Source organism: Streptomyces sp. NPDC037389 (genome assembly GCF_040636475.1).
Taxonomy (GTDB): Bacteria; Actinomycetota; Actinomycetes; order Streptomycetales; family Streptomycetaceae; genus Streptomyces; species Streptomyces hesseae.
The window spans coordinates 398,945-425,020 of the sequence record NZ_JBEZUS010000003.1; the positions used below are offsets into that span (position 1 = coordinate 398,945).

Annotated in this window: 26 protein-coding genes; 4 read left to right on the plus strand and 22 right to left on the minus strand. The window is 71.1% G+C overall.

Features of this window, described 5'->3' with window-relative positions; genetic code table 11:
- Positions 1–135 precede the first annotated feature (135 nt).
- The 4 genes from AB0E98_RS08550 to AB0E98_RS08565 all read right to left on the minus strand — a co-directional run bounded on the left by AB0E98_RS08550 (position 136) and on the right by AB0E98_RS08565 (position 5,238).
- The gene (locus AB0E98_RS08550) at positions 136–2,763 is read right to left on the minus strand and encodes an ATP-binding protein (protein WP_361700019.1); all 2,628 of its coding nucleotides are present in this window, start codon (positions 2,761–2,763) and stop codon (positions 136–138) included.
- Positions 2,764–2,989: 226 nt separating this feature from the next.
- Positions 2,990–3,370: an STAS domain-containing protein gene (locus tag AB0E98_RS08555; RefSeq protein ID WP_361700022.1), complete on the minus strand. Its 381-nt coding sequence runs from the start codon at positions 3,368–3,370 to the stop codon at positions 2,990–2,992.
- Positions 3,371–3,510: 140 nt separating this feature from the next.
- Positions 3,511–4,359: a 3-hydroxyacyl-CoA dehydrogenase family protein gene (locus AB0E98_RS08560; RefSeq protein ID WP_361700024.1), complete on the minus strand. Its 849-nt coding sequence runs from the start codon at positions 4,357–4,359 to the stop codon at positions 3,511–3,513.
- 210 nt (positions 4,360–4,569) lie between these two features.
- Positions 4,570–5,238 carry a TetR/AcrR family transcriptional regulator gene (locus tag AB0E98_RS08565; RefSeq protein WP_361700027.1) on the minus strand — a complete coding sequence of 223 codons (669 nt, stop codon included), beginning with the start codon at positions 5,236–5,238 and terminating at the stop codon, positions 4,570–4,572.
- Positions 5,239–5,317: 79 nt separating this feature from the next.
- On the opposite strand from AB0E98_RS08565, the gene AB0E98_RS08570 reads away from it, so the two are divergent.
- Genes AB0E98_RS08570 through AB0E98_RS08580 form a run of 3 tightly spaced genes read left to right on the plus strand, consistent with a single transcriptional unit; the run spans position 5,318 to position 7,502 of the window.
- Entirely contained in the window at positions 5,318–6,109 is a 792-nt protein-coding gene (locus tag AB0E98_RS08570; RefSeq protein ID WP_361700029.1) for an ATP-binding cassette domain-containing protein, read from the plus strand.
- Between the two features lie 20 nt (positions 6,110–6,129).
- Positions 6,130–6,903 (plus strand): ABC transporter permease, encoded by a 774-nt coding sequence (locus AB0E98_RS08575; protein ID WP_361700032.1) that lies wholly within the window; start codon positions 6,130–6,132, stop codon positions 6,901–6,903.
- A gap of 26 nt (positions 6,904–6,929) precedes the next feature.
- Positions 6,930–7,502, plus strand: coding sequence for a cob(I)yrinic acid a,c-diamide adenosyltransferase (locus AB0E98_RS08580; RefSeq protein WP_361700034.1), 573 nt, complete (start codon positions 6,930–6,932; stop codon positions 7,500–7,502).
- A gap of 61 nt (positions 7,503–7,563) precedes the next feature.
- Here the strand turns inward: AB0E98_RS08580 and AB0E98_RS08585 are convergent, their stop codons facing one another.
- The 3 genes from AB0E98_RS08585 to AB0E98_RS08595 all read right to left on the minus strand — a co-directional run bounded on the left by AB0E98_RS08585 (position 7,564) and on the right by AB0E98_RS08595 (position 11,581).
- Positions 7,564–9,558 (minus strand): glycoside hydrolase family 18 chitinase, encoded by a 1,995-nt coding sequence (locus AB0E98_RS08585; RefSeq protein WP_361700530.1) that lies wholly within the window; start codon positions 9,556–9,558, stop codon positions 7,564–7,566.
- Positions 9,559–9,716: 158 nt separating this feature from the next.
- Positions 9,717–10,385, minus strand: a complete 669-nt coding sequence (locus AB0E98_RS08590; protein ID WP_361700037.1) for a response regulator transcription factor — start codon at positions 10,383–10,385, stop codon at positions 9,717–9,719.
- Complete coding sequence (locus tag AB0E98_RS08595; protein WP_361700039.1) at positions 10,382–11,581, minus strand: histidine kinase; 1,200 nt, start codon at positions 11,579–11,581, stop codon at positions 10,382–10,384. The genes AB0E98_RS08590 and AB0E98_RS08595 overlap by 4 nt, the downstream gene beginning before the upstream one ends.
- Before the next feature lie 159 nt (positions 11,582–11,740).
- Here AB0E98_RS08595 and AB0E98_RS08600 point away from each other — a divergent pair, with 159 nt between their 5' ends.
- Positions 11,741–12,292, plus strand: coding sequence for a hypothetical protein (locus tag AB0E98_RS08600; protein ID WP_361700042.1), 552 nt, complete (start codon positions 11,741–11,743; stop codon positions 12,290–12,292).
- Here the strand turns inward: AB0E98_RS08600 and AB0E98_RS08605 are convergent.
- The 15 genes from AB0E98_RS08605 to prmC form a co-directional block, all read right to left on the minus strand.
- Positions 12,289–12,738 carry a DUF2550 domain-containing protein gene (locus tag AB0E98_RS08605; protein ID WP_361700045.1) on the minus strand — a complete coding sequence of 150 codons (450 nt, stop codon included), beginning with the start codon at positions 12,736–12,738 and terminating at the stop codon, positions 12,289–12,291. The genes AB0E98_RS08600 and AB0E98_RS08605 overlap by 4 nt on opposite strands.
- Positions 12,739–12,861: 123 nt before the next feature.
- Entirely contained in the window at positions 12,862–13,236 is a 375-nt protein-coding gene (locus tag AB0E98_RS08610; protein WP_311612009.1) for a F0F1 ATP synthase subunit epsilon, read from the minus strand.
- 129 nt (positions 13,237–13,365) lie between these two features.
- Positions 13,366–14,808 (minus strand): F0F1 ATP synthase subunit beta, encoded by a 1,443-nt coding sequence (gene atpD / locus AB0E98_RS08615; protein WP_361700047.1) that lies wholly within the window; start codon positions 14,806–14,808, stop codon positions 13,366–13,368.
- Positions 14,809–15,732 (minus strand): F0F1 ATP synthase subunit gamma, encoded by a 924-nt coding sequence (locus AB0E98_RS08620; protein WP_361700049.1) that lies wholly within the window; start codon positions 15,730–15,732, stop codon positions 14,809–14,811.
- A 2-nt stretch (positions 15,733–15,734) separates the two neighbouring features.
- Complete coding sequence (gene atpA / locus AB0E98_RS08625; protein WP_189451408.1) at positions 15,735–17,306, minus strand: F0F1 ATP synthase subunit alpha; 1,572 nt, start codon at positions 17,304–17,306, stop codon at positions 15,735–15,737.
- Positions 17,307–17,451: 145 nt separating this feature from the next.
- The gene (locus tag AB0E98_RS08630) at positions 17,452–18,267 is read right to left on the minus strand and encodes a F0F1 ATP synthase subunit delta (protein ID WP_361700052.1); all 816 of its coding nucleotides are present in this window, start codon (positions 18,265–18,267) and stop codon (positions 17,452–17,454) included.
- Entirely contained in the window at positions 18,264–18,827 is a 564-nt protein-coding gene (locus AB0E98_RS08635) for a F0F1 ATP synthase subunit B (RefSeq protein ID WP_361700055.1), read from the minus strand. The genes AB0E98_RS08630 and AB0E98_RS08635 overlap by 4 nt, the downstream gene beginning before the upstream one ends.
- 42 nt (positions 18,828–18,869) lie before the next feature.
- On the minus strand, positions 18,870–19,112 hold the full coding sequence (gene atpE, locus AB0E98_RS08640; RefSeq protein ID WP_030280712.1) for an ATP synthase F0 subunit C: 243 nt from the start codon (positions 19,110–19,112) through the stop codon (positions 18,870–18,872).
- A gap of 96 nt (positions 19,113–19,208) precedes the next feature.
- Positions 19,209–20,021 carry a F0F1 ATP synthase subunit A gene (gene atpB, locus AB0E98_RS08645; RefSeq protein ID WP_361700057.1) on the minus strand — a complete coding sequence of 271 codons (813 nt, stop codon included), beginning with the start codon at positions 20,019–20,021 and terminating at the stop codon, positions 19,209–19,211.
- Between the two features lie 264 nt (positions 20,022–20,285).
- Positions 20,286–20,723, minus strand: coding sequence for a hypothetical protein (locus tag AB0E98_RS08650; RefSeq protein WP_361700060.1), 438 nt, complete (start codon positions 20,721–20,723; stop codon positions 20,286–20,288).
- 253 nt (positions 20,724–20,976) lie between these two features.
- Positions 20,977–22,284 (minus strand): MraY family glycosyltransferase, encoded by a 1,308-nt coding sequence (locus tag AB0E98_RS08655; protein WP_361700063.1) that lies wholly within the window; start codon positions 22,282–22,284, stop codon positions 20,977–20,979.
- A 165-nt stretch (positions 22,285–22,449) separates the two neighbouring features.
- Entirely contained in the window at positions 22,450–23,766 is a 1,317-nt protein-coding gene (glyA, locus tag AB0E98_RS08660; RefSeq protein WP_361700066.1) for a serine hydroxymethyltransferase, read from the minus strand.
- Positions 23,767–23,849: 83 nt separating this feature from the next.
- Positions 23,850–24,503 carry a protein-tyrosine-phosphatase gene (locus AB0E98_RS08665; protein ID WP_361700068.1) on the minus strand — a complete coding sequence of 218 codons (654 nt, stop codon included), beginning with the start codon at positions 24,501–24,503 and terminating at the stop codon, positions 23,850–23,852.
- Complete coding sequence (locus AB0E98_RS08670) at positions 24,500–25,147, minus strand: L-threonylcarbamoyladenylate synthase (RefSeq protein WP_361700071.1); 648 nt, start codon at positions 25,145–25,147, stop codon at positions 24,500–24,502. The genes AB0E98_RS08665 and AB0E98_RS08670 overlap by 4 nt, the downstream gene beginning before the upstream one ends.
- Before the next feature lie 65 nt (positions 25,148–25,212).
- The gene (prmC, locus tag AB0E98_RS08675) at positions 25,213–26,058 is read right to left on the minus strand and encodes a peptide chain release factor N(5)-glutamine methyltransferase (protein WP_361700074.1); all 846 of its coding nucleotides are present in this window, start codon (positions 26,056–26,058) and stop codon (positions 25,213–25,215) included.
- Between the last annotated feature and the right edge of the window lie 18 nt (positions 26,059–26,076).

A 26,076-nucleotide genomic window follows, 5' to 3' on the forward strand; every position in this document is an offset into this window, starting at 1 on the left:
ACGCTCGCGTACAAACGCTCGCGTACAAACGGCGGACGGGCCGGGGTCACCACCCCGGCCCGTCCGCCGTTTCCGCTACGCCCGTTTCCGCTACGCCCGTTTCCGCTACGCCCGTTTCCGCTACGCCCGTTTCCGCTACGCCACCGGCGTCCCGCCCGTCGGCTTGCCCGCGGTGGGCTTGCCGCCGGGGGCCGGGCCGCTCGCCGAGTTGGTGCCGCCGGCCGACGGCTGGGTCGAGTGGCTCGGCTCCTTCGACGGGGTGGGCTTCTCCGAGGGCGTCTTGTCGCCGCCCTGCGACTTCGTCGCCGACGGCTCGTCCGACGGCGTCTTGGTCCCGTCGCCGCCCGGCGTCTTCGTCGAGGCGCTGGGCGAAGGATCGCCCGTGGGCGTCCGGCTGGACGAGGCGCTGGGCTCCGGGTCCGTGGACGGCCTGGCGGAGCCGGACGGCCGCGGCGAGGCGGACCCGTCGCCCCAGTCGCCCTTCTTCTCCCCCTGCCGGCCGCGCCGGGCGGGCACCTGCGGCGCCCCCGGCTCCCCCGCCGCCGGCTCGTCGGCGCTCAGCCCGCCGTCGCCGTCCTGCTGGGAGGCGGACTGCCCGGGCTTGACCGGGCCGGAGGGCGGGGCGTCGCCTCCGGAGGCGGCGCCGAGGGTGACGACGGTGCCGAGGACGGCGGCGAGCAGGGCACCCGCGCCGGCCGCGAGGAGGTTGCGGCGGTTGCCGCCGGACATCAGCTTCTGCGCCCACGAGCCCTTGCGCACCCCCGCCGGGCGCGGGGCGGCCGGGGCCGCCCCGGGCACCGGCGGCGCGGCGGCGGCAGCAGCAGCGGCACCGCCCGACACCCTGCCGATGATCGCCGTGGTGTCCTCGCCCGTGACCTTGGCCTTGGCGGGCGGCGCGGCCGACTGCTCGCTGCGCGCGTCCGGGATCTCCTCACCGGCGGACGTGCGCCCGTCCACGCCGACGCGCGGCGGCGGCAGCGGCGGGACCGCGCCCCCGGGGCGCGCCGGGGTGCTCCCGGGCAGCGCGCGGGCGCCCAGGGCCAGGCCGGAGCGGTCGGCGACGAGCGCGAGCGCCCGGCGGCCGGCGACCGTGCCGCGCTTGTCCGCGAGGACGCCGCGCAGCCCGATGGAGGCCTCCAGCTCGGACCGGGCCCGGTCGAGATTGCCGGTGCACAGCGCCAGTACGCCCAACTCGTGGTGGAAATACGCTTCTTCGCCGACCTCGCCGGTGAGCCGCGCCGCCTCCTGGCCGTGGCGGAGGCAGCGCTCCCAGGCGCCCCAGTGCAGCGCCGCGGCGAACGCGGGCGCCGCCGTACGGGCCAGCAGCACGGCGGACGCCCGGTGCCCGGAGTCCTCCTCGCCGGTCAGCGCGGCCAGGGCGGCGAGGATCGCGTCGGCTTCGACGGCGATCCGCTCGGGCGAGACGGACGGGTGCCCGGCCCACCAGGCGTAGTGCTGGGCGGCCGTGTGGGCCGTGGCGGCCGCCTGCCGGGCCCACTCCTCGCCGTATCCGGCGATCAGCTGGTCGGCGACGCCGGCCGCCAGCCGGTAGTGCGCGGCGACGGGCGTGATCAGGCCGCAGGCCAGGAGCTCGCCGACGGCCGCGTCGGCGTGGGTGTCCCCCACGAGGGCGGGGAGGTGTGCCTGGTGGGGCAGCTCGCCGCCGAGGGCGACGGCGAAGCGCAGGGTCTCCCGCGCGGCCTCGCCGAGCGCGGCGGCCAGCAGCGTGGCGGGGGCCGCGGCCTGGGCGAGGGTGGGCAGCGGTACGGGGCGCTCCCCGTCCGGCCCGGACGTCCCGTCCTCGCCGGCGGGCCGCTCGCCGAAGGCGTCGAACTCCTCGGTCGCGGCCGCGCCGGCCGTCGCGCCCAGCCGCAGCAACGCACCGGCCTGGACGAACCGCAGCGGCAACCCCTCGGACTCGAACCACAGGTCGGCGACCCAGTCGGCCTCCTCGTCCGTCAGCGCCCGGTCCACGGCGCGCTCCAGCAGCTCCAGGCAGCCGGTGCGGCCGAGCCCGCCCAGGAAGACCTCCTCGACGTGCGAGTCGGCCGAGGGGGCGGGGACGTCGGGCGTCGCGGAGAACACGAAGGCGCACTCGGGCGTGGCGTCGAGGAGTTCGTCGAGCGCGACCCCGCCGAACTCCAGGTCGTCCAGGACGACGACGGCGCCGATGCCCTGCACCGCGGCCATCAGCCCGGCCCGGTCGGGCCGGTGCAGCGGGGCGTGGTGGACGGCGGCGAACAGCTCGTGGAGCAGATCGCCGGGGGCGCGGCCGTAGCCGCTGAGCCGGACGACGCCGTCGGGCGCGAGGCCCGCGCAGTCCTCGGCGACGGCGTCGAGCAGGACGCTGCGCCCGGAGCCGGCGGGGCCGGTGAGCCGTACGGACCGGCCGCGCGACAGGAGCCGGCCCAGTCTCTCCCGCTCCTCCTCGCGGTGCAGCAGGGGCAGCTGGGGGCCGGCCTCGCGGGCGGGCCGCGGGGGCGCGGCGGCGCGGCGCAGCTCGGCGCGCTGCTCGGCGCCGTGCCGTTCGGGGCGGGCGGGGAGGGAGCCGGGCGGGCAGGGCTCTATCTCGCTGCCGTCGACCGGATTGACGGTCAGGAGATATTCACCGGAGACGAGCTGGACGACGCGCACCGGGCCCTGGCCGCCGGGCGCGGTATCGGCCTGCGCCGGCTCCCGGGGTGGGCGGCGCTTCCGCGGGCCGCCCGCGGAAGACTGCTCGTCGTCGTGGAATGCCTCGGATCCCCGGTTCGTCGGGTCCATGGTTCTGAAGCCCCCAAGATGCGTGGCGTGCCGTCGTGCTCTCCGGCCTGTCCGCACTCCTTCGACCTTCGGCCCGGTGCCCGCCGAAGCCGGCGGGAAACCGAACAGACCTCGCCACAGTATCTATGACGCGGATGGTGCCGCGTCATCGTGGGACGTCACAGTCTCGTGAGGATCGGGGTACTCACACCTCAGGGGGGCTCGTCCGGCTCGTCCGGCGCCCCTGTCACCCGCCGCGCTGCGGGTGCTGATGCGGGTGCTGACGGGTCACCGGCCGGGGCGCCGGGTGGGCGGCGCCGGCCGGGGCCGTCGCGTCGTCCTCGATGGCGAGGATGCGGTGGAGCCGGGTGGCGACCAGGACGCGCTGCATCCGGTCGGGCACCCCGCGCAGGACCAGCCGCCGGCCGGTGCGCCCGGCCCGGCGGTGGGCGCCCATGATGACGCCGAGCCCCGTCGCGTCCCAGGAGTCGAGCTCGGTGAGGTCCAGGACCAGGTCGCCACGCCCGGCGTCGAGGGCGGAGTGCAGGACCGTACGGGCGTCCGCCGCGCTGCGGACGTCGAGGCGTCCCCCGACGACCAGTTCGGCGTGGTCGCCCCTGATGTGCATATGCGCTCCCCGAGTGGTGCGTGGTGTGGGTGGGTCCTGGCTCTAAAGAACTGACTGCCTCTCACACGACAAAGTTGCCGTCTGTAAGCGAACCGATACTTATTTCACCCCACAGGGTGAAGAGAGCTGGCCGTACGGGCTCAGTACTGGTAGAAGCCCTGGCCGCTCTTACGGCCGAGGTCGCCGGCGTCGACCATGCGGCGCATCAGCTCGGGCGAGGCGAACTTCTCGTCCCGGCACTCGGTGTAGATGTTCTCGGTCGCGTGCATCAGGATGTCCACGCCCGTCAGGTCCGCCGTGGCCAGCGGGCCCATCGCGTGGCCGAAGCCCAGCTTGCAGGCGATGTCGATGTCCTCGGCGCTGGCCACGCCCGACTCGTAGAGCTTCGTCGCCTCGACGACGAGGGCGGCGATGAGGCGGGTGGTGACGAACCCGGCGACGTCGCGGTTGACGACGATGCAGGTCTTGCCGATGCCCTCGGCGAACTCGCGGGTCTTCGCCAGCGTCTCGTCGCTGGTCTTGTGGCCGCGCACCAGCTCGCACAGCTGCATCATCGGCACCGGGGAGAAGAAGTGCGCGCCGACGACGCGCTCGGGGCGCTTCGTGGCGGCCGCGATCTTGGTGATCGGGATGGCGGAGGTGTTGGAGGCCAGCACGGCCTCGTCCCGCACCAGACCGTCCAGGGCGCGGAAGATGCCCTGCTTGGTCTCGATGTCCTCGAACACCGCCTCCACGACGATGTCGGCGTCGGCGGCCGCGTCCAGATCGGTGGTGGTGGTGATCCGGGCCAGCGCCTGCTCGGCGGCGGCGGCCTCCAGCTTGCCCTTGGAGACGAACTTGTCGTACGAGGCCTTGATGCCGTCCGTCCCGCGCTTCAGGGCCTCGTCGGTGACGTCCCGCAGCACGACGTCCCATCCCGCCTGGGCGGAGACCTGGGCGATTCCCGAGCCCATCAGTCCGGCACCGATGACGGCGAGCTTCTTGGCCACGGCTGTCCCCTTACTCCCTGTGCATGAATCTGTTCATTTACGGCTCTCCGCCCGGACCTTAGCGTTCACGGGGGCGCCGTTGGGCGGTAAGAGATGCGCGTCACGTCCCGGATGACGGACATCACACTGAGACGGCCACCGGCCGGGCCACACCCCGCAGTTGGGCCACCCGGGCCCCGGGAGCCCCTGGGGACACAGGGCGGGGCCGGGTCAGACGGCGGGACGGACGCCGTACTCCAGCAGACGGTCGCTCAGCATCCCCTCGATCTCGTCGAGGACGACGAGGGCCGAACGGGACGCCTCGGCGGCGGTGCTCCCCGCCACCAGCTCGCGCTGGATGTGCTCGACGACATGTGCCTGGATCCAGCCCAGCTGACCGGCCACCAGCGCGGGCAGCGGTCCGGCGCCCTCCCCGGCCTCACCAGCCTCGTCCGCCTCCCGGGCCTCCTCGGTGAGCACGTCGGCCAGCAGATCGGTGGCGCGGCGCCGCATGTCGAAGACCCGGGAGCGGAGGGCCTGCGACTCCTCGATGACGCGCATGAACCGCTCGTACCCGTCGATGAGCCCCACCCTCGGCGAGACGGCCACCACCTCCGCGCGCAGGGCGCGCAGCACGGCCGCGGCCGGGGACTCCCCCGCCCGGCGGCCCCGGACGGCGGAGGCGAGCCACTCGACGGCGTCGTCCTCGCGGTCGAGGAAGAGGTCCTCTTTCGACCCGAAATAGTTGTAAACGGTATTGACGGAGACCTCGGCGGCCGAGGCGATGTCCGCGATCGTCACCGTGACGAAGCCGTGCTCCAGGAACAGGCCGGTCGCGATGTCCGAGATGTGCTGCCTGGTCTGGCGCTTCTTCCGCTCCCTGAGCCCTTCTCCTGTCATGCCCTCATCGTAGCTTCGCTGTATCCACTGAAAACTTGGAGCCATTGCAAACTTTCAGCGACTCTGCTTTTCTTGGGGCATGGACAGCTCCGACAGCATCCGCACGTCCGGGCTCGCCCGGACCTACCCGAGCCCGCGCGGCCCCGTCGAGGCCGTGCGCGGCATCGACCTGACCGTCCGGCGCGGCGAGATCCTCGGCCTCCTCGGCCCCAACGGCGCGGGCAAGACCACGACCCTGCGCATGCTCACCACGCTCCTCTCCCCCACCGGCGGCACCGCGACCGTCGCCGGTCACGACCTCGCCTGCGACCCCGCGGGAGTGCGCCGCCGCATCGGCCACGTCGCCCAGTCCGGCGGCGTCGACCCGGCCGTCTCCGTCCGAGAGGAACTGGTCACCCAGGGGCGGCTCTACGGGCTGCGCAAGGCCCGGGCCGAGGAGCGCGCCGGGGAGCTGGCGCGGGAGCTCGGCCTGACCGGGCTCCTGGAGCGGCCGTGCGCCACCCTTTCCGGCGGGCAGCGGCGCCGGCTCGACATCGCCATGGCCCTCACCCACCGGCCCGAGGTGCTCTTCCTCGACGAGCCCACCACCGGCCTCGACCCCGGCAGCCGCGCGGACCTCTGGGACCTCGTGCGTCGCATCCGCGCCGAATGGGGCACGACGGTCGTCCTCACCACCCACTACCTCGACGAGGCCGACGCGCTCGCCGACCGGCTGGTCGTCATCGACAAGGGCACGATCGTCGCCGAGGGCACCCCCGCCGGACTGAAGACCCGCCACGCCGGCTCCCCCGACGCCACGCTGGAGACCGCCTTCCACGCCATCACCGGGCGCGGCCCGGCCGCCCAGGACACCACCCCCGTAGCCGTCTAGCCCACCAGGAGCCAGGCCCCGTGCGCACCCTCCTCTCCGACACCGCCCTGGTCTTCGGCCGGTACGCCCGCCAGACCCTGCGCTCGAAGGCCGCCATGACCTTCGGCGCGCTGATGCCCGTGCTCTACCTCGTCCTCTACGGCCCGCTGCTCACCGACATGCCGCTCGGCGGCGGCGCGGGGTCCTCCTGGCAGGTCCTGGTCCCCGGCCTGCTGCTGCAACTCGCCCTGTTCGGCGCGTCCTTCGCGGGCATGGGCCTGATCATCGAAAAACAGCACGGCATCGTCGACCGGATGCGGGTGACCCCGGTCAGCCGGCTCGCCCTGCTGCTGGGGCGCGTCCTGAAGGACGCCGCGCTGCTCACCGCGCAGGCCGTCGTGATCGTCCTCGTCGCCGTGGCCATGGGGCTGCGGGCACCGCTGCCCGGCGTCCTGCTGGGCTTCGCCTTCACGGCGGCGCTGGCCCTCTCGCTGGCGGCCCTGTCCTACACCCTGGCCATGAAGGCCGCCGCCCCCATGTCCTTCGCCCCGCTCGTCAACACGGCCACCATGCCGACCATGCTGCTCTCCGGCCTGCTGCTGCCCATGTCCCTCGCGCCCGGCTGGCTCGACACCCTCTCTCATGTGATGCCGTTGCGCTATCTGGTCGACGCGGTCCGCGCCGCGTTCGTCGGCCACTACTCCGACCCGGCACTGGCCCGCGGCGCCCTGACGGCCCTGATACTGATGGCCGTCTCGGTGGCGGCCGGCGCACGGTACTTCCGCGGGGCGGGCGGGGGAACCTCCCAGCGGTAGCTGGGGGAATAGCTAGGCTCGTACCCATGGTCCATCTGACGCGCATCTACACCCGCACCGGCGACGACGGCACAACGGCCCTGGGCGACATGAGCCGCACCGTCAAGACCGACACCAGGATCGCGGCCTACGCCGACGCCAACGAGGCGAACGCCGCGATCGGGGTGGCCATCGCGCTCGGGCAGCTGCCCGAGGAGATCGTGAAGGTCCTCGTCCGGGTGCAGAACGACCTCTTCGACGTGGGCGCGGATCTGGCGACCCCCGTGGTGGAGAACCCCAAGTACCCGCCGCTGCGGGTCGAGCAGTCCTACATCGACCGGCTGGAGGCGGACTGCGACCACTTCCTGGAGCCCCTGGAGAAGCTGCGCAGCTTCATCCTGCCCGGAGGCACACCGGGCGCGGCACTGCTGCACCAGGCGTGCACGGTGGCACGGCGGGCGGAGCGGTCGACGTGGGCGGCGCTGGAGATGCACGGTGACACGATGAATCACCTGACGGCGACATATCTGAACCGGCTGTCGGACCTGCTCTTCATCCTGGCTCGCAGCGCCAACCGGGAGGTCGGGGACGTGCTGTGGGTGCCGGGCGAGAACCGTTGACGACCAGGGGTCCCAGGGGCGCAGCCCCCCTGGGACCCCTGGCGCAGGCGCTACCCGGGCGCTACCTCAGCCCGCTGTCAACCGCCGTCATCAGCGTCCCGCTGTCCCCCGACATCTCCCAGATCATCACCCCACCCAGCTTCTTCCCCTTCAGCCACGCCGTCTTCTTCCCTATCGACCACGCGTCGTCGAACGTCCACCACTGCCCACCGTCCCCGGTGTACCCGTACGTCGCCACCGACGCCTCGTCGTGGTAGACGGTCAGATTCGGCACGGACGCCAGCAGATTGTCGTAGCCGCGCGTCCCGGACTCCTCCGGGAACTGGCCCGGGGCCGCGCCCCCCGCCGCCTGCCAGACACCGTGCGCGCCGCCGTCCGCGACCTGCTGCCAGCCTCGGCCGTAGAAGGCCAGCCCCAGGACGACCTTGCGGGGGTCGACGCCCGCGTCGAGATAGGTCTGGACGGTCTTGTCCACGCTGAACTTCGTGCTGTACGGGTCCTTCGCGTCCGCGTACAGATTCCCCTGGTGGCCCGTACGGTTGGGCTCCCAGCTGTTGTCGCTGCCCGAGCCATGGAAGTCGTAGCCCTGGACGTTGGCGAAGTCCATGTAGTCGAAGACGCTGGGCGTGCCGTCCTTGGTGGTGATGTCCCAGCCCGCGTCGATCTTCGCCGGGTCGGCCGGAGTGAAGGCGGTCAACAGGTACTTCTTCCCCGTCGTAGCGCTCAGCGCGTCCAACTGCTTGCGGAACTCGGCGAACAGCAGCAGGTTGTCGGCCTTGTCGTCCTTGGAGACGTGGTTGCCGGCGTGGCCGTCCGAGCCCGGCCACTCCCAGTCGATGTCGAAGCCGTCGAAGATCCCGGCCGCCGTGCCGGGGCCGCCACGGCCGTTCGACACGGGCAGATCGCCCTTGATGTACATGTCGACGCAGGACTTCACGAACTTCTGCCGCGACGCGTCCGTCTTCGCGACGTCCGAGAAGTACTTGCTGTACGTCCAGCCGCCGATCGACATATTGATCTTCAGCTTGGGGTGCTTGGCCTTGAGCTTCTTCAGCTGGTTGTAGTTGCCGGCCAGTTTCTGGTCCCAGGTGTCGCCCACGCCGTCGACGGACTCGCCCGCGCCGAAGCCCTTCTCGTAGTCGGCCCAGGAGTCACCGGCGCCGTCCCCCTGGCTGGGGTCCTGAGGGTTGGGAGTAGTGGCCTTGGTGACACCGTTGAGGCAGGTCAGATTGACGGGGTCGATATTGGAGAAGGCGTAGTTGAGGTGGGTGAGCTTCGCGGCGGCGCCCGTGGCGTCCAGGGATTTCACGGTGTAGCCGCGCCCGTAGATCCCCCACTGCACGAAGTAGCCGACCTTGGCGTAGTCGCCGCCCGGCTGGGGGTCGCCGCCGCCTCCGCCCGTGGTCCGCACGGTCAGCGGGGCGCTGGCCGGGCCGGTCCGGTCGGCGGTGTCGCGGGCGACGACCGTATAGGTGTACTCGGTGCCCGCGCTCAGCCCGGAGTCGGTGTAGGCGAGCTTGGCGACCGTCGCGACCTTCGTCCCGGAGCGGTGGACGTCGTAGTTCTTGATGCCCTTGCCGCTCGTCGCGGCCGTCCACTTCAGCGCGACGCTGTTCGCGGTGACGGACGAGGCCGTCGGGGTGCCCGGCGCGCCCGGCCCTTCGCCGCCGGGGGAGGAGCCGTCGCAGCCGGCGCCGTTGACCTTGCAGCCGGTGGGGCTGCCGTCCCCGGCGGCGACGAAGCCGAAGGTGACGCTCGCGCCGGGCGCGATCGTGCCGTTGTACTCGCGGTTCTTGCCGGTGAAGTGCGTTCCGGAGCTGCTGACCAGGGCGTCCCAGTAGGAGCCGACCGTCGTCGTGGCGGGGAAGTCCCACTCGACGGTCCAGGAGTCGATGGCGGTCGTGCCGGTGTTCTTGATGGTCCAGGCGCCCTGGAAGCCCGTCCCCCAGTCGGAGGTCTTGACGAATGCCGCCGTCGCGGAGGCGGCGGCATGGGCCGGGGCGGCCAGGCCGACGATCAGGCCGATGGGGAGCAGCAGGGCGGCGAGGGCCGCGATGACGGCCCGTAAGCGGCCATGTCCGAGAAGGCGGAGATGAGGGTGAAGGGTTGCGTGTCCCGGGATTCCTGTGTGCACGGCGTGCTCCTCGGGTGAGGGCCAGAACAGGGTGGGGGGTGCGCGTTGTGAGGGGAGCGTAAGAAGGTCCGTACCAATGGTCAAGAGGTCTGGACCAGACCCCATTCCCGGGCCAGCACCGCGGCCTGTACCCGGCTGCGCAGCTCCAGCTTCGCCAGCAGCCTGCTCACATGCGTCTTCACCGTCGCCTCGGCCATCCCCAGCCGCCCCGCGACCTCCGCGTTCGACAGCCCCTCCCCCAGGCACACCAGCACCTCCCGTTCCCGACGGGTGAGCGTCTCCAGCGCGGCCGCGCCGTCCCCGGGCTCCGGGCGGACGGGCGCGGGGCGCGCGAACTCCGCGATGAGCCGGCGGGTGACGGCCGGTGAGATCATCCCCTCGCCCCGGGCCACCGTCCGTACGGCCGCCACCAGCTCCGCCGCCTCGCTGTCCTTCAGCAGGAAGCCGGCCGCGCCCGCCCGCAGCGCGCCGAAGACGTACTCGTCGAGGTCGAAGGTGGTCAGCACCAGCACATCGGCGATCCCCTCGGCGGTGACCAGCCGGGTGGCGGACACCCCGTCCAGCCGGGGCATCTGAATGTCCATCAGCACCACGTCGGGGCGCAGCTCCCGGGCCAGCCGCACGGCCTCCTCGCCGTCGGCCGCCTCCCCGACGACCTCGATACCGGGCGACGAGCGCAGGATGAGCACCAGCCCGGACCGCACCGCGGCCTGGTCCTCGGCGACGAGGACCCGTACCGACCCTGTCATGACTTCTCCGACCTCTCCTCGTCCACGGGCAGCACCGCCCGGATCGTCCATGTCCCGTCCACCGGCCCCGCCTCGAACTCCCCGTTCAGCAGCGCGACGCGCTCCCGCATGCCGACGAGCCCGGCGCCCGCGCCCGGCGCCCTCGGTCCCGGGCGGGCCGCGCCCAGGGGGCTCGTCACCCGGACGGTCAGCGGGCCGCCGCCGGCCACCCGCTCCAGCTCCACGGCCACCTCGCCCGAGGCGGCGTGCTTCACCGCGTTCGTCAGCGACTCCTGGACGATCCGGTACGCCGCGAGCTCCACCGGCACGGGCAGCGCGCCCGTTCCCCGCCCGTCGCGCAGTACGAAGGAGAAGCGGTCGTCCCGGACGCTGGTGCGGGCCCGTTCCAGCAGGGCGTCGAGCCCGTCGAGCCGGGGCGTGGGGGCGGGCTGGTCCGCGCCGGCCGTCTCCCTCAGCAGGCCGATCAGCCGGCGCATCTCCGCCAGGCCCTGGACGCTGTTCTCCCGGATCACCCCGAGCGCCTCCCGGGAGGCCCCCGGCTCGTCGATCGACAGCGCGGCCGAGGAGTGGATGGCGATGGCCGACAGATGGCCCGCGACCATGTCGTGCAGCTCCCGTGCCATCCGGGCCCGTTCGGCGGACACGGCCTCGCGCCGGTCCAGCTCCGCCAGCAGCGCGGTCCGCTCCGCCGTCAGCCGGGCGGCCTCGGCGGCGTCGCGGTGCACCCGTACGCCCACTCCGGTCCAGGCGGGGACGACGGTCAGCACGGCCAGCGCGATGCCGACCAGCAGCGCGGCGGGCTCGCGCATCAGCGCGACGGCCAGCAGCGTGCCGACCACGGTGAGCACCTCGGTGGCCCGGGGGATGAACCGGTAGGCGGCGGGCGGGCCGTAGAGCACGGCCGCGTAGACGAGATCGGTGAACATCCCGACGTTGGCGATGAGGCTGCCCGCGAGGACGTCCAGGGTCAGGGCGGCCGTCCCGATGCCCAGCGCCACCAGCGGTGCCCCGCGCCGCAGCAGCTCCGCGCCCGCCATCACGACGAGGGCGAGCAGCGCGAGCCGCCGCGGCACTCCCGGCAGGGCGGCGTGGCTGATCAGCCCCAGCGCGTACAGCAGGAGCCCGCCGAGCAGCCCGGTGACGGCGATGGCCGCGTCGACACGGTCGGGCGGACGGAGGGGAAGGCTGCGGGGCACGGGTCCATCTCAGCACGTCACCGACCGCGCGGTCCTCGCCTTCGGCGCCGGGCCGGAAGGCGGGGAGTACATCGAAGGATGCAGCCCCGGATCCTCACACCGGGCGAAGAAACCGCAGGTCGCGGCGGTCAGTCTGGAGGTGAGGAAAGGGAGGGAACCGTGATCGTCACGCTGATCGTCGTCTGTGAGACCGGTTTCTGGATCCTGCTGGCAGCCGGGCTCGGCCTCCGCTACCTGGCCCGTATGCCGCGTGCGGGGGTCGCGGTACTGCTGCTGGAGCCGGTGCTGGAGCTGGTGCTGCTGATCGCCACCGCGATCGATCTGAGGAACGGCGCGACCGCCGACTGGAAGCACGGGCTGGCCGCCGTCTACCTGGGCTTCTCGGTGGGGCTCGGCCACTCCACCGTCAAATGGGCCGACCGGCGCTTCGCCCACCGCTTCGCGGGCGGGCCGCCGCCGGTCAAGCCGCCGAAGTACGGCAAGGAGCGCGCCGTCCACGAGTGGAGGACCGCCGGCCGCTGGATCCTCGCGGCGGTCGTGGCGCTCGGCCTGCTGCAATGCGCCGTCTGGTACGTGGGCTCGGGCGACATCAGCTCGCTGCGGAACTGGCAGACCAAGATGCTGCTGGTGATCGGCATCAACCTGGCGATCGCGGGAAGCTACACGCTCTGGCCCAAGGAAGAGCCCTCGAAGGAGAAGACGAACGCCTAGGCGACGTTCACCCTCTGCCCCGGAGGCGCCGCCTCCAGCCAGGCCAGGAAGCCGGTCAGCGCGTCCTCGCTCATGGCCAGCTCCAGTCGCGTCCCCCGGTGGAGACAGACGAGCACCACGGCGTCCGAAAGGAGCGCCAGCTCCTCCTCGCCCTGGGGGGTGCGGCGCTCGATGATTTCGATGGAGTCCCGCTCCAGCATCCGGCGCGGCCGGGGGGCGTAGGAGAAGACGCGGAACCATTCGACGCGGTCGCCGTTGTAGCGGGCGACCCCGTAGATCCAGCCCTTGCCGGCGGGCTCGGGGTCGTGCTCCGGAACGTTCCAGCGCAGGCTGCAGTCGAAGGTGCCGCCGGAACGCTGGATCAGCCGTCTCCGCAGCCCGAAGACGAAGAGCCCCAACAGCACCAGCAGGACGACGACGCCGCTCACGAGCAGAGCGAGGACCATCTCCACCGACCTCCTCGCATCATCTAGAGCAACCGCACCTGCGTTATTGCCTCAGCCGCGGACCGCCCTGGAGTTATTCCAGGCCGGCCCGCGGCTGAGGGTCGTACTCGAAGCGGATCGGGGCTAGTGAACGCCCGTGACCGCCTTCAGCCGGACATCGGCGCGCCGCTCGGCGGCCGCGTCGGCCTCCGACTTGGCCCGCTCGAGCGCCCGCTCGGCGCGCTCGATGTCGATCTCGTCGGCGAGCTCCGCGATCTCGGCGAGCAGCGAGAGCTTGTCGTCGGCGAAGGAGATGAACCCACCGTGCACCGCGGCGACGACGACGCCGTCGGCGGTCTTGATGGTCACCGGGCCGGACTCCAGCACACCGAGCAGCGGCTGGTGGCCGGGCATGACGCCGATGTCACCCGATGTGGTACGCGCGATGACCAGAGTGGCCTCGCCGGACCAGACGCTTCGGTCCGCCGCGACCAGCTCGACGTGCAACTCAGCAGCCAACGTGGCTCCTCGGGTCTCCACCCGCCGGGTACGGCGGGTGTTGGGTCAAAGAATAGGGGACGTACGGTCCGGGGGCGGGAGTGCCCCGCCCCCGGACCGTCGATCGCAGGGCTCGAAGGAGCCCCGGGATCAGGAGACGCCCAGCTCCTTGGCGTTCTTCTTGAGGTCCTCGAGGCCACCGCACATGAAGAAGGCCTGCTCCGGGAAGTGGTCGAACTCACCGTCGCAGATCGCGTTGAACGCGGCGATGGACTCGTCCAGCGGAACGTCCGAACCGTCGACACCGGTGAACTGCTTCGCCGCGTGGGTGTTCTGCGACAGGAAGCGCTCGACGCGACGGGCGCGGTGGACGACCAGCTTGTCCTCTTCGCCCAGCTCGTCGATACCGAGGATCGCGATGATGTCCTGGAGGTCCTTGTACTTCTGGAGGATCCCCTTGACGCGGGAGGCCGCGGCGTAGTGCTCCGCCGTGATGTAGCGCGGGTCCAGGATGCGGGACGTCGAGTCCAGCGGGTCGACCGCCGGGTAGATGCCCTTCTCCGAGATCGGACGCGACAGAACGGTCGTGGCGTCCAGGTGGGCGAAGGTCGTCGCCGGGGCCGGGTCGGTCAGGTCGTCCGCGGGGACGTAGATCGCCTGCATGGAGGTGATCGAGTGACCACGGGTCGAGGTGATGCGCTCCTGGAGGAGGCCCATCTCGTCGGCGAGGTTCGGCTGGTAACCCACGGCGGACGGCATGCGGCCGAGCAGCGTGGAGACCTCGGAACCGGCCTGGGTGAAGCGGAAGATGTTGTCGATGAAGAACAGCACGTCCTGCTTCTGCACATCGCGGAAGTACTCCGCCATGGTCAGACCGGCCAGGGCGACGCGCAGACGGGTGCCCGGGGGCTCGTCCATCTGGCCGAAGACCAGCGCGGTCTTGTCCAGAACGCCGGAGTCCGCCATCTCGTGGATGAGGTCGTTGCCCTCACGGGTGCGCTCACCCACGCCGGCGAAGACGGAAACGCCCTCGTGCAGCTTCGCCACACGCATGATCATTTCCTGGATCAGAACGGTCTTGCCGACACCGGCACCACCGAACAGACCGATCTTGCCGCCCTTGACGTACGGGGTGAGAAGGTCGACGACCTTCAGACCCGTCTCGAACATCTCGGTCTTCGACTCGAGCTGGTCGAACGCCGGGGCCTTGCGGTGGATGGACCAGCGCTCGGTGACCTCGGACTCGGCCTCGGGGTCGTTCAGGATCTTGCCGAGGGTGTTGAACACCCGGCCCTTGGTGACGTCGCCGACGGGCACGGTGATGCCGTCGCCGGTGTTGGTCACCACGGCCTGGCGGACCAGGCCGTCGGTGGGCTCCATGGCGATGGCGCGCACGACGCCCTCGCCCAGGTGCTGCGCGACCTCGAGCGTCAGGATCTTCTTCTTGCCGGCCTCGGCCGGGTCGGAGACCTCGACGGTCAGGGCGTTGTAGATCTCCGGCATCGCGTCGACGGGGAACTCCACGTCGACGACCGGGCCGATGACCCGGGCGACGCGGCCCGTCGCGGCGGCCGTCTCAACAGTGGTGGTCATTTATCGGTCACTCCCCGCGGTCGCGTCGGCCAGAGCACTGGCACCACCGACGATCTCGCTGATTTCCTGGGTGATGTCGGCCTGTCGGGCCGCGTTGGCAAGCCGCGTGAGCGACTTGATGAGATCTTCGGCGTTGTCGGTCGCCGACTTCATCGCCCGGCGACGGGCCGCGTGCTCGGAAGCGGCGGCCTGAAGCAGGGCGTTGTAGATCCGGGACTCGACGTACCGCGGGAGCAGTGCGTCGAGCACGGCCTCGTCCGAGGGCTCGAAGTCGAACAGCGGCAGGATCCTGTCCTTGGCCGTCTCCGACTCCTCGTCCTCGGTGACCTCGAGGCTCAGCGGCAGCAGCCGCTTGTCGACCGGCGTCTGCGTCATCATCGACACGAATTCCGTGAAGACGATGTGCAGCTCGTCCACGCCGCCCTCGGCCGTCTCCCGCTGGACCGCCTCGATCAGCGGACCGGCGACGCGCTTGGCGTCGGCGTAGGTCGGGCTGTCGGTGAAGCCCGTCCACGACCCGGCGACCGGGAGCTCGCGGAAGCCGTAGTACGCGACGCCCTTGCGGCCGACGACGTACGTCTCGACGTCCTTGCCCTCGGCCTTGAGGCGGGCGGCCAGCTGACCGGCAGCCTTGATCGCGTTGGACGAGTAGCCACCGGCCAGACCGCGGTCGCTCGTGACGAGCAGGACCGCGACCCGGACCGGGTTCTCGACCTCGGTGGTCAGGGCGTGCCTGGTGTTGGAGCCGGTGGCAACCGCGGTCACTGCCCGGGTGAGCTCACTGGCGTACGGAGTGGACGCGGCCACCTGGCGCTGTGCCTTGACGATGCGCGAGGCGGCGATCATCTCCATCGCCTTGGTGATCTTCTTGGTCGCAGTGACGGACTTGATCCGTCGCTTGTAGACCCGGAGCTGGGCACCCATGCTCAGCCCTCGCCCAGCAGCTTGCCGTCCGAGGTCTCGAACTGCTGCTTGAAGGACGCGATCGCGTCACCCACGGCCTGGAGGGTGTCGTCGGACATCTTGCCGCCCTCGCGGATCGAGGTCATCAGACCCTTGTTCTCGCGGTGGAGGTGGTCCAGCAGCTCACGCTCGAAGCGACGGATGTCCTCGACCGGAACGTCGTCCATCTTGCCGGTGGTGCCGGCCCAGATGGAGACGACCTGGTCCTCGGTGGCGTACGGGGCGTACTGGCCCTGCTTCAGCAGCTCGACCATGCGCTTACCGCGCTCCAGGGCGGCCTTGGAGGCAGCGTCCAGGTCGGAACCGAAGGCGGCGAAGGCCTCCAGCTCACGGAACTGGGCGAGGTCCACACGGAGGCGGCCGGAGACCTGCTTCATGGCCTTGTGCTGGGCGGAGCCACCGACACGGGAGACCGAGATACCGACGTTCAGCGCGGGGCGCTGACCGGCGTTGAAGAGGTCCGACTCCAGGAAGCACTGGCCGTCGGTGATGGAGATGACGTTGGTCGGGATGAACGCCGACACGTCGTTCGCCTTGGTCTCGACGATCGGCAGACCGGTCATCGAACCGGCACCCATCTCGTCGGAGAGCTTGGCGCAGCGCTCCAGCAGACGCGAGTGCAGGTAGAAGACGTCACCCGGGTAGGCCTCACGGCCCGGCGGGCGGCGCAGCAGCAGGGAGACGGCACGGTAGGCGTCGGCCTGCTTCGACAGGTCGTCGAAGACGATCAGGACGTGCTTGCCCTGGTACATCCAGTGCTGGCCGATGGCCGAGCCGGTGTACGGCGCGAGGTACTTGAAGCCGGCCGGGTCGGACGCCGGAGCCGCGACGATCGTCGTGTACTCGAGGGCGCCGGCCTCCTCCAGGGCACCTCGCACGGAGGCGATGGTGGAGCCCTTCTGGCCGATGGCGACGTAGATGCAGCGGACCTGCTTGTTCGGGTCGCCCGAACGCCAGTTGTCGCGCTGGTTGATGATCGTGTCGATGGCCAGCGCGGTCTTGCCGGTCTGACGGTCACCGATGATCAGCTGACGCTGACCGCGGCCGACCGGGGTCATCGCGTCGACGGCCTTGTAGCCGGTCTCCATCGGCTCGTGGACCGACTTGCGGACCATGACGCCGGGGGCCTGCAGTTCGAGGGCGCGGCGGCCCTCGGTCGCGATCTCGCCGAGGCCGTCGATCGGGTTGCCCAGCGGGTCGACGACGCGGCCGAGGTAACCCTCGCCGACCGCGACGGAGAGCACCTCACCGGTGCGCTGCACCGGCTGGCCCTCCTCGATGCCGCTGAACTCGCCGAGGACGACCGCACCGATCTCGCGCTCCTCAAGGTTGAGGGCGAGACCGAGGGTGCCGTCCTCGAACCGCAGCAGCTCGTTCGCCATGGCCGAGGGAAGACCCTCGACCTTCGCGATGCCGTCGCCGGCAAGGCTGACCGTACCGACCTCCTCGCGCGAGGCCGCGTCCGGCTTGTACGCCTGGACAAAGTTCTCCAGTGCGTCCCGGATCTCCTCCGGCCGGATCGTGAGCTCCGCCATTTGGGTTCCCTGCTCTCCTTGTTGGGCCCGAAGTAATTCTGGGGGTCTGGGGACGTTCTCCCACAGCAGCCGCGCTGCTCTGGGCCCCCAGAGGACACCGTCGACCCAACTCGGGCCGTCAGTTTGCTCTTGAGTTGGTGGCTGGTCAGCCGGCCATACGGCGGCTCGCGTCGGCGAGCCGGTCCGCGATGGTGCCGTTGATGACCTCGTCGCCGATCCGCACCTGGACACCACCGAGGACCTCGGGGTCGATGTCCAGGTTCAGGTGGACGCGTCGCCCGTACAGCTTGGCCAGCGCGTCACCGAGGCGCTGCTTCTGCTGATCGCTCAGCGGCACCGCGGAGACGACCTCCGCGACCATCCGGTCACGGCGCTCGGCGGCCAGCTTGGAGAGGGCGTTGAGCCCGCCTTCCAGGCTACGGCCACGCGGCGCGGTCACCAGGCGGGCGACGAGGCGCTCGGTGACCGGGTTGGCCCGGCCGCCCAGCAGCTCGCGCACCAGGGTCGCCTTGGCGGCCTTGTCCGCGACCTTGTCGGTCAGAGCCGCACGCAGCTCCGGGTTCGACGTGGCGATCCGGCCGAAGCGGAACAGCTCGTCCTCGACGTCGTCCAGGTCGTCGGCGCGCTCGGCGGCGATGAGCTCGGCACCGCTGGCCAGCTCCTCGATCGCGTCCACCAGGTCGCGCGAACGCGACCAGCGGGAGCGGACCATGCCGGCCACCAGGTCGGCGCACTCGCCGCCCACCTGGCCGCCCAGCAGGCGCCGGGCCAGCTCGGCCTTGGCCTCGCCGGTCTGTGCCGGGTCGGTGAGGACACGACGCAGCGAGACCTCGCGGTCGAGCAGCGCGGTGACGGCCGCGAGCTCATCGGCGAGCTTGACCGCGTCCACGGCGGTGTTGTCCGCAAGCGCGTCGAGGCGCTCCCGTGCGGAGGCCAGGGCCTCCCGGCTCGCAAGGCTCATCGGCTTGCCTCGGCCTTCGTCTCGTCGGCCGCCTTGACCTCGAGCGAGTCGAGGAAGCGGTCGATGGTCCGGCTCTGGCGCTCGGCCTCGGTGAGGGACTCGCCGACGATCCTGCCGGCCAGGTCGATGGCCAGCTGACCGACGTCCTGGCGCAGCGCGGCCGCGGCGGACTTGCGGTCGGCCTCGACCTGGGCGTGACCGGCGGCGATGATCTCCTCACGCTGCCGCTGACCCTCGGAGCGCATCTCGGCGATCAGCGCGACGCCCTGCTCCTGCGCCTCCTGGCGCAGACGCGCGGCCTCGTGGCGGGCGTCGGCGAGCTGGGCCCGGTAGTCCTCGAGAACCTGCTGAGCCTCGGCCTGTGCGGCCTCGGCCTTCTCCATGCCGCCCTCGATGGCCGCCCGGCGCTCCTCCAGAACCTTGTTGATGTTCGGGAGGAGCTTCTTGCCGAGGAACCCGAAGACGATGAGGAAGGCGATCAGGCCGATGATGAGCTCTGGCATCGGCGGGAGGAGAGGGTTCTCCATCTCCTCGGACGCCAGCCGCGTCAGGGCGTACACATCAGTGCCTTTCGTCGAAAAGGGGTTGTCGCTTGGGTCGGTTTACTTGAACACGAAGCCCATGACGATGCCGATGAGGGCGAGCGCCTCACAGAAGGCGAAGCCCATGATCTGGTTGGTGCGGATGAGGCCGGCCGCCTCGGGCTGACGGGCCAGGGCCTGGGTGCCGTTACCGAAGATGATGCCGACGCCGACGCCCGGGCCGATGGCGGCCAGGCCGTAGCCGATCGCGCTGGCGCTGCCGGTGAAGGCGTCGGCGGAGGCGAGGGTCTGGAGAGCGGACATGCCGGTTCTTCCTTCTCTTTCACGGACCGGTGGGGGTTGGCCACCGGACGGCTGTGTGGCTGGGTTTGTTGTGCTGCGGGGCGGGAGCGGGCTGGCTCAGTGGTGCTCGGAGAGCGCGCCCTGGATGTAGCTGGTGGCCAGGAGGACGAAGATGTACGCCTGGACTGCCTGGATGAAGAGCTCGAATGCGGTCATCGCGACCGTCATCAGGAACGACGCACCCGCGTAGGCGATGCCGATGCCGTTCATCAGGTACCAGCTGGCGATGGTGAACATCACGATCAGCAGGTGACCGGCGAACATGTTGGCGAAGAGCCGGACCGCGTGGGTGAAGGGGCGAATGATCAGGTTCGACAGCGCCTCGATCACCACGATCAGCGGCAGAACCCAGCCCAGCTCCTTGTTGTAGCCGGTGATGTTCTTCCAGCCGCCCGCGAAGCCATGCTTCTTGAAGGTCAGGAAGACCCACATGACGTAGACGACCAGGGCCAGGCCGGCGGGGTAGGCAATGATCGACGTCACCGGGAACTGGGCCACCGGGATGATCGACCAGAGGTTCATGATCCAGACGAAGAAGAACAGCGAGACCATGAAGGGGACGTACTTGTCGCCCTGCTTCTTTCCGAGCGCCTCGTAGACGATTCCACGGCGGACGAAGTCGTAGCCCGTCTCACCGATCATCTGAAGCTTGCCCGGGACCACCTTGGCCTTGCCGAACGCCGCCCAGAAGAACCCCACGACGACGAGCGAGCCCACCAGGGCCAGCAGCATCGGCTTGTTGAACTCGAAGCCGCCGATCTTGAAAAGCGGCTCGAAGACGAACGAGTGGAGTCCCGGGGCCGGGAAGCCACACCCTTCGAAGATGTGGCAATCGGTCTCGAAGGCGAGCAGCGTCTGGTCAGCACTCACCGCGAGCTCCTTCAGCGTGGCGCATAGGTACGGCAACCTCGTTGTGTCGGCGCGGCGCACAGCCACGGAACGGCACTGGACTGGACTTACGGATAGGGGTGCGGCAGGCCGGCCGCAGGCCGGCGGTCATCGCAGGCGTCAACTGCACCGGAAGCCGATTCGAACCCGTGGGACCCGGGGATTCGGCTGCCTGCGTCCGCTGCACCTCAGATGGCACCGGACGATAGCAGGTGAGCGCGCGACCATTTATCCCGGCCCTACCGGTCATGACGTGGACCCGGCCGGAGTGGACTTCTTGGCGTCTCCGGACTCGGGATCGACGTAAAGGATCTTCGCCTTCATGTAGGCACGCGCCTGGGCCCCGATCCACACGAGGGTCGCGGCGAGCAGCGAGAAGGCAAAACTCCTGGTGTTGAAGAGCGTCGTGTCCTTGAACACCAGAAGGAAAATGGCCACGAGCAGGATCTGCGTCGTATAGAGCAGTAGACCCATGGCCTGGAACAGGTGGGGCAGAAGCCGCGCGGTGCGATTCAGGATGATCAGCCCCGTCCCCATGACGGCTCCGGTGAGGAGCACGCCGACGGCAGCGCCGAGCCCGCCCTTGCCGCCGGCGACCACGGCGCTGACGGCGACGGCGACCAGGCCGACAACGGCGGTCGGGACGGCGCACTGAAGAAGCGTTCGGGCGTCGTTGGACTGCATGAAGGGTTTCTCCGGCGAAGGGTTGGAAGCAACGATTCGTCGTGAACGAGCGTATCCCCGGGAATGAGACGCGCAGCGCGACTGAAGGGCCGTCGCACTACGGTCCTTCGGCTCTACCAAGGGTTTCGTGAACGGTATCACAAACTATTTGATGAGGTCTTTACCTACATCGTGTGCCGCATGTCACACGCAGGGGTCAAGCACCTGGTCATGGGGCTGACGACGCCAATCGATCTCTGCTAATGCGGCGACTTCAGTGGTTGCTGCCGATCTTCCGGGCGTGGGCGAAACGCGACCGGTCGCCGATGGCCGTCGCCCCGTGCAGGCCGGCGGGCACGGGCTCCGTCTCGCCCCGGTCCTCCGCCGTCGCGACGGGCGCGGGAACGGCGGTCTTCCGGCGTCGGTAGCGCGGCGGGACGAACCGCTCCGCCCACCGCGGCGCCCGCGGCGTGAAGCGCGGCATCAGCAGCAGCACCAGGCCCATGGCGCTCAGGGCGACGATCAGCAGCAGGACCCAGACGCTCGCCGAGTTCACGGAGTAGGCGACCGTGCCGAAGCCGATCAGCGCCGACCAGAAGTACATGATGAAGACGGCCCGGCTGTGCGAGTGGCCGAGCTCCAGCAGCCGGTGGTGGAGATGCCCCCGGTCGGCGGCGAACGGCGACTGCCCCTTCCAGGTGCGCCGCACGATCGCCAGCAGCAGGTCGGCCACCGGCACCGCGATCACCGTCAGCGGCAGCAGCAGAGGGATGTAGACCGGCACCATCGCCTGGATGGCGGCCCGCTCGGAGCCCGCCCACAGCTTGAGGGCGTCGGGGTCGACCTGGCCGGTGATGGAGATGGCCCCGGCGGCCATGACCAGGCCGATGAGCATCGAGCCGGAGTCGCCCATGAAGATCCGCGCCGGGTGCATGTTGTGCGGCAGGAAGCCCAGGCACATGCCCATCAGCACGGCGGCGAAGAGCGTCGCGGGGGCGGCGGCCTCCAGGCCGTGCCCGAACCAGAGCCGGTAGGCGTACATGAAGAACGCGGCCGCGGCGATGCACACCATGCCCGAGGCCAGGCCGTCGAGGCCGTCGACGAAGTTCACGGCGTTGATGGTGATCACCACCAGCGCGACCGTCAGCAGGGTGCCCTGCATCGGGGTCAGCGAGACGGAACCCACGCCGGGTACGGGGATCCACAGGATCGTCAGACCCTGGAGCACCATCACACCCGCGGCGATCATCTGACCGCCCAGCTTCACCAGGGCGTCCACGCCCCACTTGTCGTCCAGCACCCCGAGGATCCAGATCAGCCCGGCGCCCGAGAGCAGGGCCCGTGGCTCGTTGGAGAGCTCGAAGACGGACTTCAGGTTGGACAGGTGGGCGGCCATCAGCAGGCCCGCGCACAGTCCGCCGAACATGGCGATACCGCCGAGGCGGGGCGTCGGTTCCCGGTGGACGTCGCGGGCGCGGATCTCCGGCATGGCGCCGGCCACGATCGCGAACTTCCGCACCGGGCCCGTCAGCAGGTAGGTGACCGCCGCGGTGACGCACAACGTCAGCAGGTATTCACGCACGGGCTGCCCCAGGGATAGCGCTGGACATCACAGCCTCACACCATATTCGGGTCCGCCCCCGAACCGTGAACGGAGGGGAAGACGTAAGGTGCCCGGCCCCGGTTGCAAATGATCACAACTGGGCACGTTGTGGATCTTGTGGATACCTCCGGCGGGCCGGCGGCCTCACCCTCCCGCGCGATACGGCGGGAAACCCGCGACCAGCTCGGTCACCTCCACCCGCAGCCGGCCCTCGGGACGGTCGCCGCGCAGGGCGGCCCCCAGAAGGGCCGCCACCCGGCGCGTCTCCGCCTCTCCCATCCCCTGGGTGGTGAGGGCCGCCGTGCCCATCCGCAGGCCGCGTGCGGGCCCCGGAGGCAGTCCGCAGACATCCAGGACCATCCCCGCCGCGGCGAGCCTCCTACGGGCCGTGGCGGCCTCCAGGGCCAGCGGGGAGACGTCGGCGACGACCAGGTGGGTGTCGGTGCCTCCGGTGACCACGCGCGGGCCCTCGGCGGCCAGCGCCTCGGCCAGCACCCGGGCGTTGCCGACGACCCGGTGGGCGTAGTCGGTGAAGGCCGGCGTCATGGCCTCGCCGAAGGCGACGGCCTTCGCGGCGACGGTGTTCATCTGGGCCCCGCCCTGGCTGAAGGGGAAGACCGCCCGGTCCACCCGCTCCGCGAGCCGGGAGCCGCACAGGAGCAGCCCGCCGCGCGGTCCGCGCAGCACCTTGTGGGTGGTACCGCAGACGATGTCGGCGTACGGGACGGGGCTGGGCGCCGCTCCCCCGGCGATCAGCCCCATGGGGTGGGCGGCGTCGACGATCAGATACGCGCCCGCCTCGTCGGCGATCTCGCGGAAGGCCGCGTAGTCGGGGTGGCGGGGGTAGGAGGTGGAGCCGCAGACGATGGCCCGGGGCCGCTTCTCGCGGGCCAGGGCGCGCACCTCCGCGTAGTCGATGAGACCGGTGTCCGGGTCGGTGCCGTAGCCGGCGAAGTCGAACCAGCGGCCGGAGAAGTTCGCGGGCGATCCGTGGGTGAGGTGGCCGCCCTGCCGCAGCGCCATGGCCAGGACCGTGTCGCCGGGGCGCAGCAGGGCCGCGTAGGCGGCCAGGACCGCGGCGGTGCCGGAGTGCGGCTGGACGTTGGCGTGCTCGGCGCCGAAGAGGGCCTTGGCGCGCTCGACGGCGGTGCGCTCGGCGAGGTCGACCAGCTCGCAGCCGCCGTGGTGGCGGGCGCCGGGGTAGCCCTCGGCGTACTTGTTGGTCAGCGGGGAGCCGAGGGCGGCGAGGACCGCCGGCGAGGTGAAGTTCTCCGCGGCGATGAGCTGGAGCCCGGTCGCCTGGCGCTCGGCCTCGGCGAGGAGGAGGCCGGCGAGCTCGGGGTCGGTGCGGGTGAGCGCGTCGAAGCCGCGTCCCCATGCGGGGAGCACCGGGGACCGTGCCCCGGTCGCGGTGGCACGGGGTGTGCCGATGTCCCTGGTGGGCGTGGGGCTGATGGGCATCGCTGGGCTCCGGGCTGTGCGGCGCGACGGTCTCAGCACCAACTGTAGGCCCGCGATCGGCCGATTTGTCCGATTGTGCGCCGTCAGGCCCGGGTGGAGACTCCCGTGAGCGCGGTGACGACCGGGTCGAGCGCCTGGTTGATCTCGTCGCCGATGGAGCGGAAGAAGGTGATCGGGGCGCCGTAGGGGTCGTGGACCTCGTCGGCCTCCGCGTTGGGCGCCAGCAGCCAGCCGCGCAGGGCGGCGGCGGCCTGCACCAGGGCGCGGGCGCGCTCGACCACCCCGCCGGCCCGCTCGGGGTCCGGGAGGGTCGTGGGGTCTATGGCCCGTACCAGCCGGGTGAACTCCTTCAGGGTGAAGGTGCGCAGGCCCGCCGAGTGGCCCATGGAGATGACCTGGGCGCGGTGGTCGCGGGTGGCGGTGAGGACCAGGTCGGCGCGGATGACGTGCTCGTCCAGGAGCTCACGGCCGATGAAGCCGTGCGGGTCGGCGCCGAGGTCGGCCAGGACGGTGGCCGCGTGGGCCTCCATGGGAGCGCCCTCGTGACCCCAGGTGCCCGCGCTCTCCACCACCAGGCCGCCCCCGTAGGGGTCGCCGAGCCGGCGGATGAGGGCATGGCGGGTCAGCCGCTCGGTGATGGGCGAGCGGCAGACGTTGCCGGTGCTGACGTGGAGGATGCGGAAGGTGTCGGTGGAGGTGTCCGGTCCCGCTATGCCACGCCCCTGCGGGGCGATCAATTGGCCACCTCGAGGTCGGGTACCACCTCGCGGAGCTGCTCGGCGCTGATGGCGCCGGCGCGCAGCAGGACGGGCACCTTGCCGGTGACGTCCACGATGGAGGACGGCACGTCGGCGGGGGTGGGGCCGCCGTCGAGGTAGACGGAGACGGAGTCGCCCAGCATCTCCTGCGCGGCGTCGCAGGTCTGCGGCGCGGGGTGGCCGGTGAGGTTGGCGCTGGAGACGGCCATGGGGCCGAACTCGTTGAGCAGCTCGATGGCCACGGGGTGCAGCGGCATCCGGACCGCCACGGTGCCGCGGGTCTCGCCCAGGTCCCAGGTCAGCGACGGCTGGTGCTTGGCGACGAGGGTGAGGGCGCCGGGCCAGAAGGCGTCGACGAGCTCCCACGCCTGCTCGGAGAAGTCGGTGACCAGGCCGTGGAGGGTGTTCGGGGAGCCGACGAGGACGGGCGAGGGCATGCCCCGGCCCCGGCCCTTCGCGTGCAGGAGGTCGCCGACGGCCTCGCTGCTGAAGGCGTCCGCACCGATGCCGTAGACGGTGTCGGTGGGCAGCACGACCAGCTCGCCGCGGCGGACCGCGGCGGCCGCTTCGCGCAGACCGGTCTTGCGGTCGGTCGCGTCGCTGCAGTCGTATCGCCGTGCCATCTAACGGACCTCCTCGTACGGATTCTGTGTCTGGTGTCGTTCGCCGGTGACGGCCGCGGGGACCATCAGGGCATCGCTTTGCGGGCGGTCGCGAAACGCGGCCGGTTGTTGAGGTCGGGGTGATCGGCCGCGTCGGCCCAGCCCCGCTCCTCGGTGAAGATCCACGGCACCTGGCCGCCCTGGGTGTCGGCGTGCTCGATGACGACGACGCCGCCGGGGCGCAGCAGCCGGTGCGCGGTGCGCTCCAGGCCGCGGATGGTGTCCAGGCCGTCCTCGCCGGAGAACAGGGCGAGTTCGGGGTCGTGGTCGCGGGCCTCCGGGGCGACGTACTCCCACTCGGTGAGCGGGATGTACGGCGGGTTGGAGATCACCAGGTCGACCTGGCCGTCCAGCTCGGGCAGGGCCGCGAGGGCGTCCCCCTGGTGCAGCTGGACGCGCGAGCCCTCGGTGTTCTTGCGGGCCCAGGAGTGGGCGGTCTCGTCCAGCTCCACGGCGTGCACGCGCGAGCGCGGCACCTCCTGCGCGAGGGCGAGCGCGATGGCGCCGGAGCCCGTGCACAGGTCGACGATCAGGGGCTCGACGACGTCCATGGCCCGTACGGCGTCTATGGCCCAGCCGACGACCGACTCGGTCTCCGGGCGGGGCACGAAGACGCCGGGGCCGACCTGGAGCTCCAGATAGCGGAAGAAGGCCCGCCCGGTGATGTGCTGGAGCGGCTCACGGGCCTCACGGCGCGCGATGGCCTCCCAGTAGCGGGCGTCGAAGTCGGCGTCCTTGACGTTGTGGAGCTCACCCCGCTTCACGCCGTGCACGAACGCGGCGAGTTCCTCCGCGTCGAAGCGGGGGGAAGGTACGCCGGCGTCGGCCAGCCGCTGGGTGGCCTGGGCCACCTCGGCGAGCAGCAGGTTCACTGGGCCTTCCTCACTTCT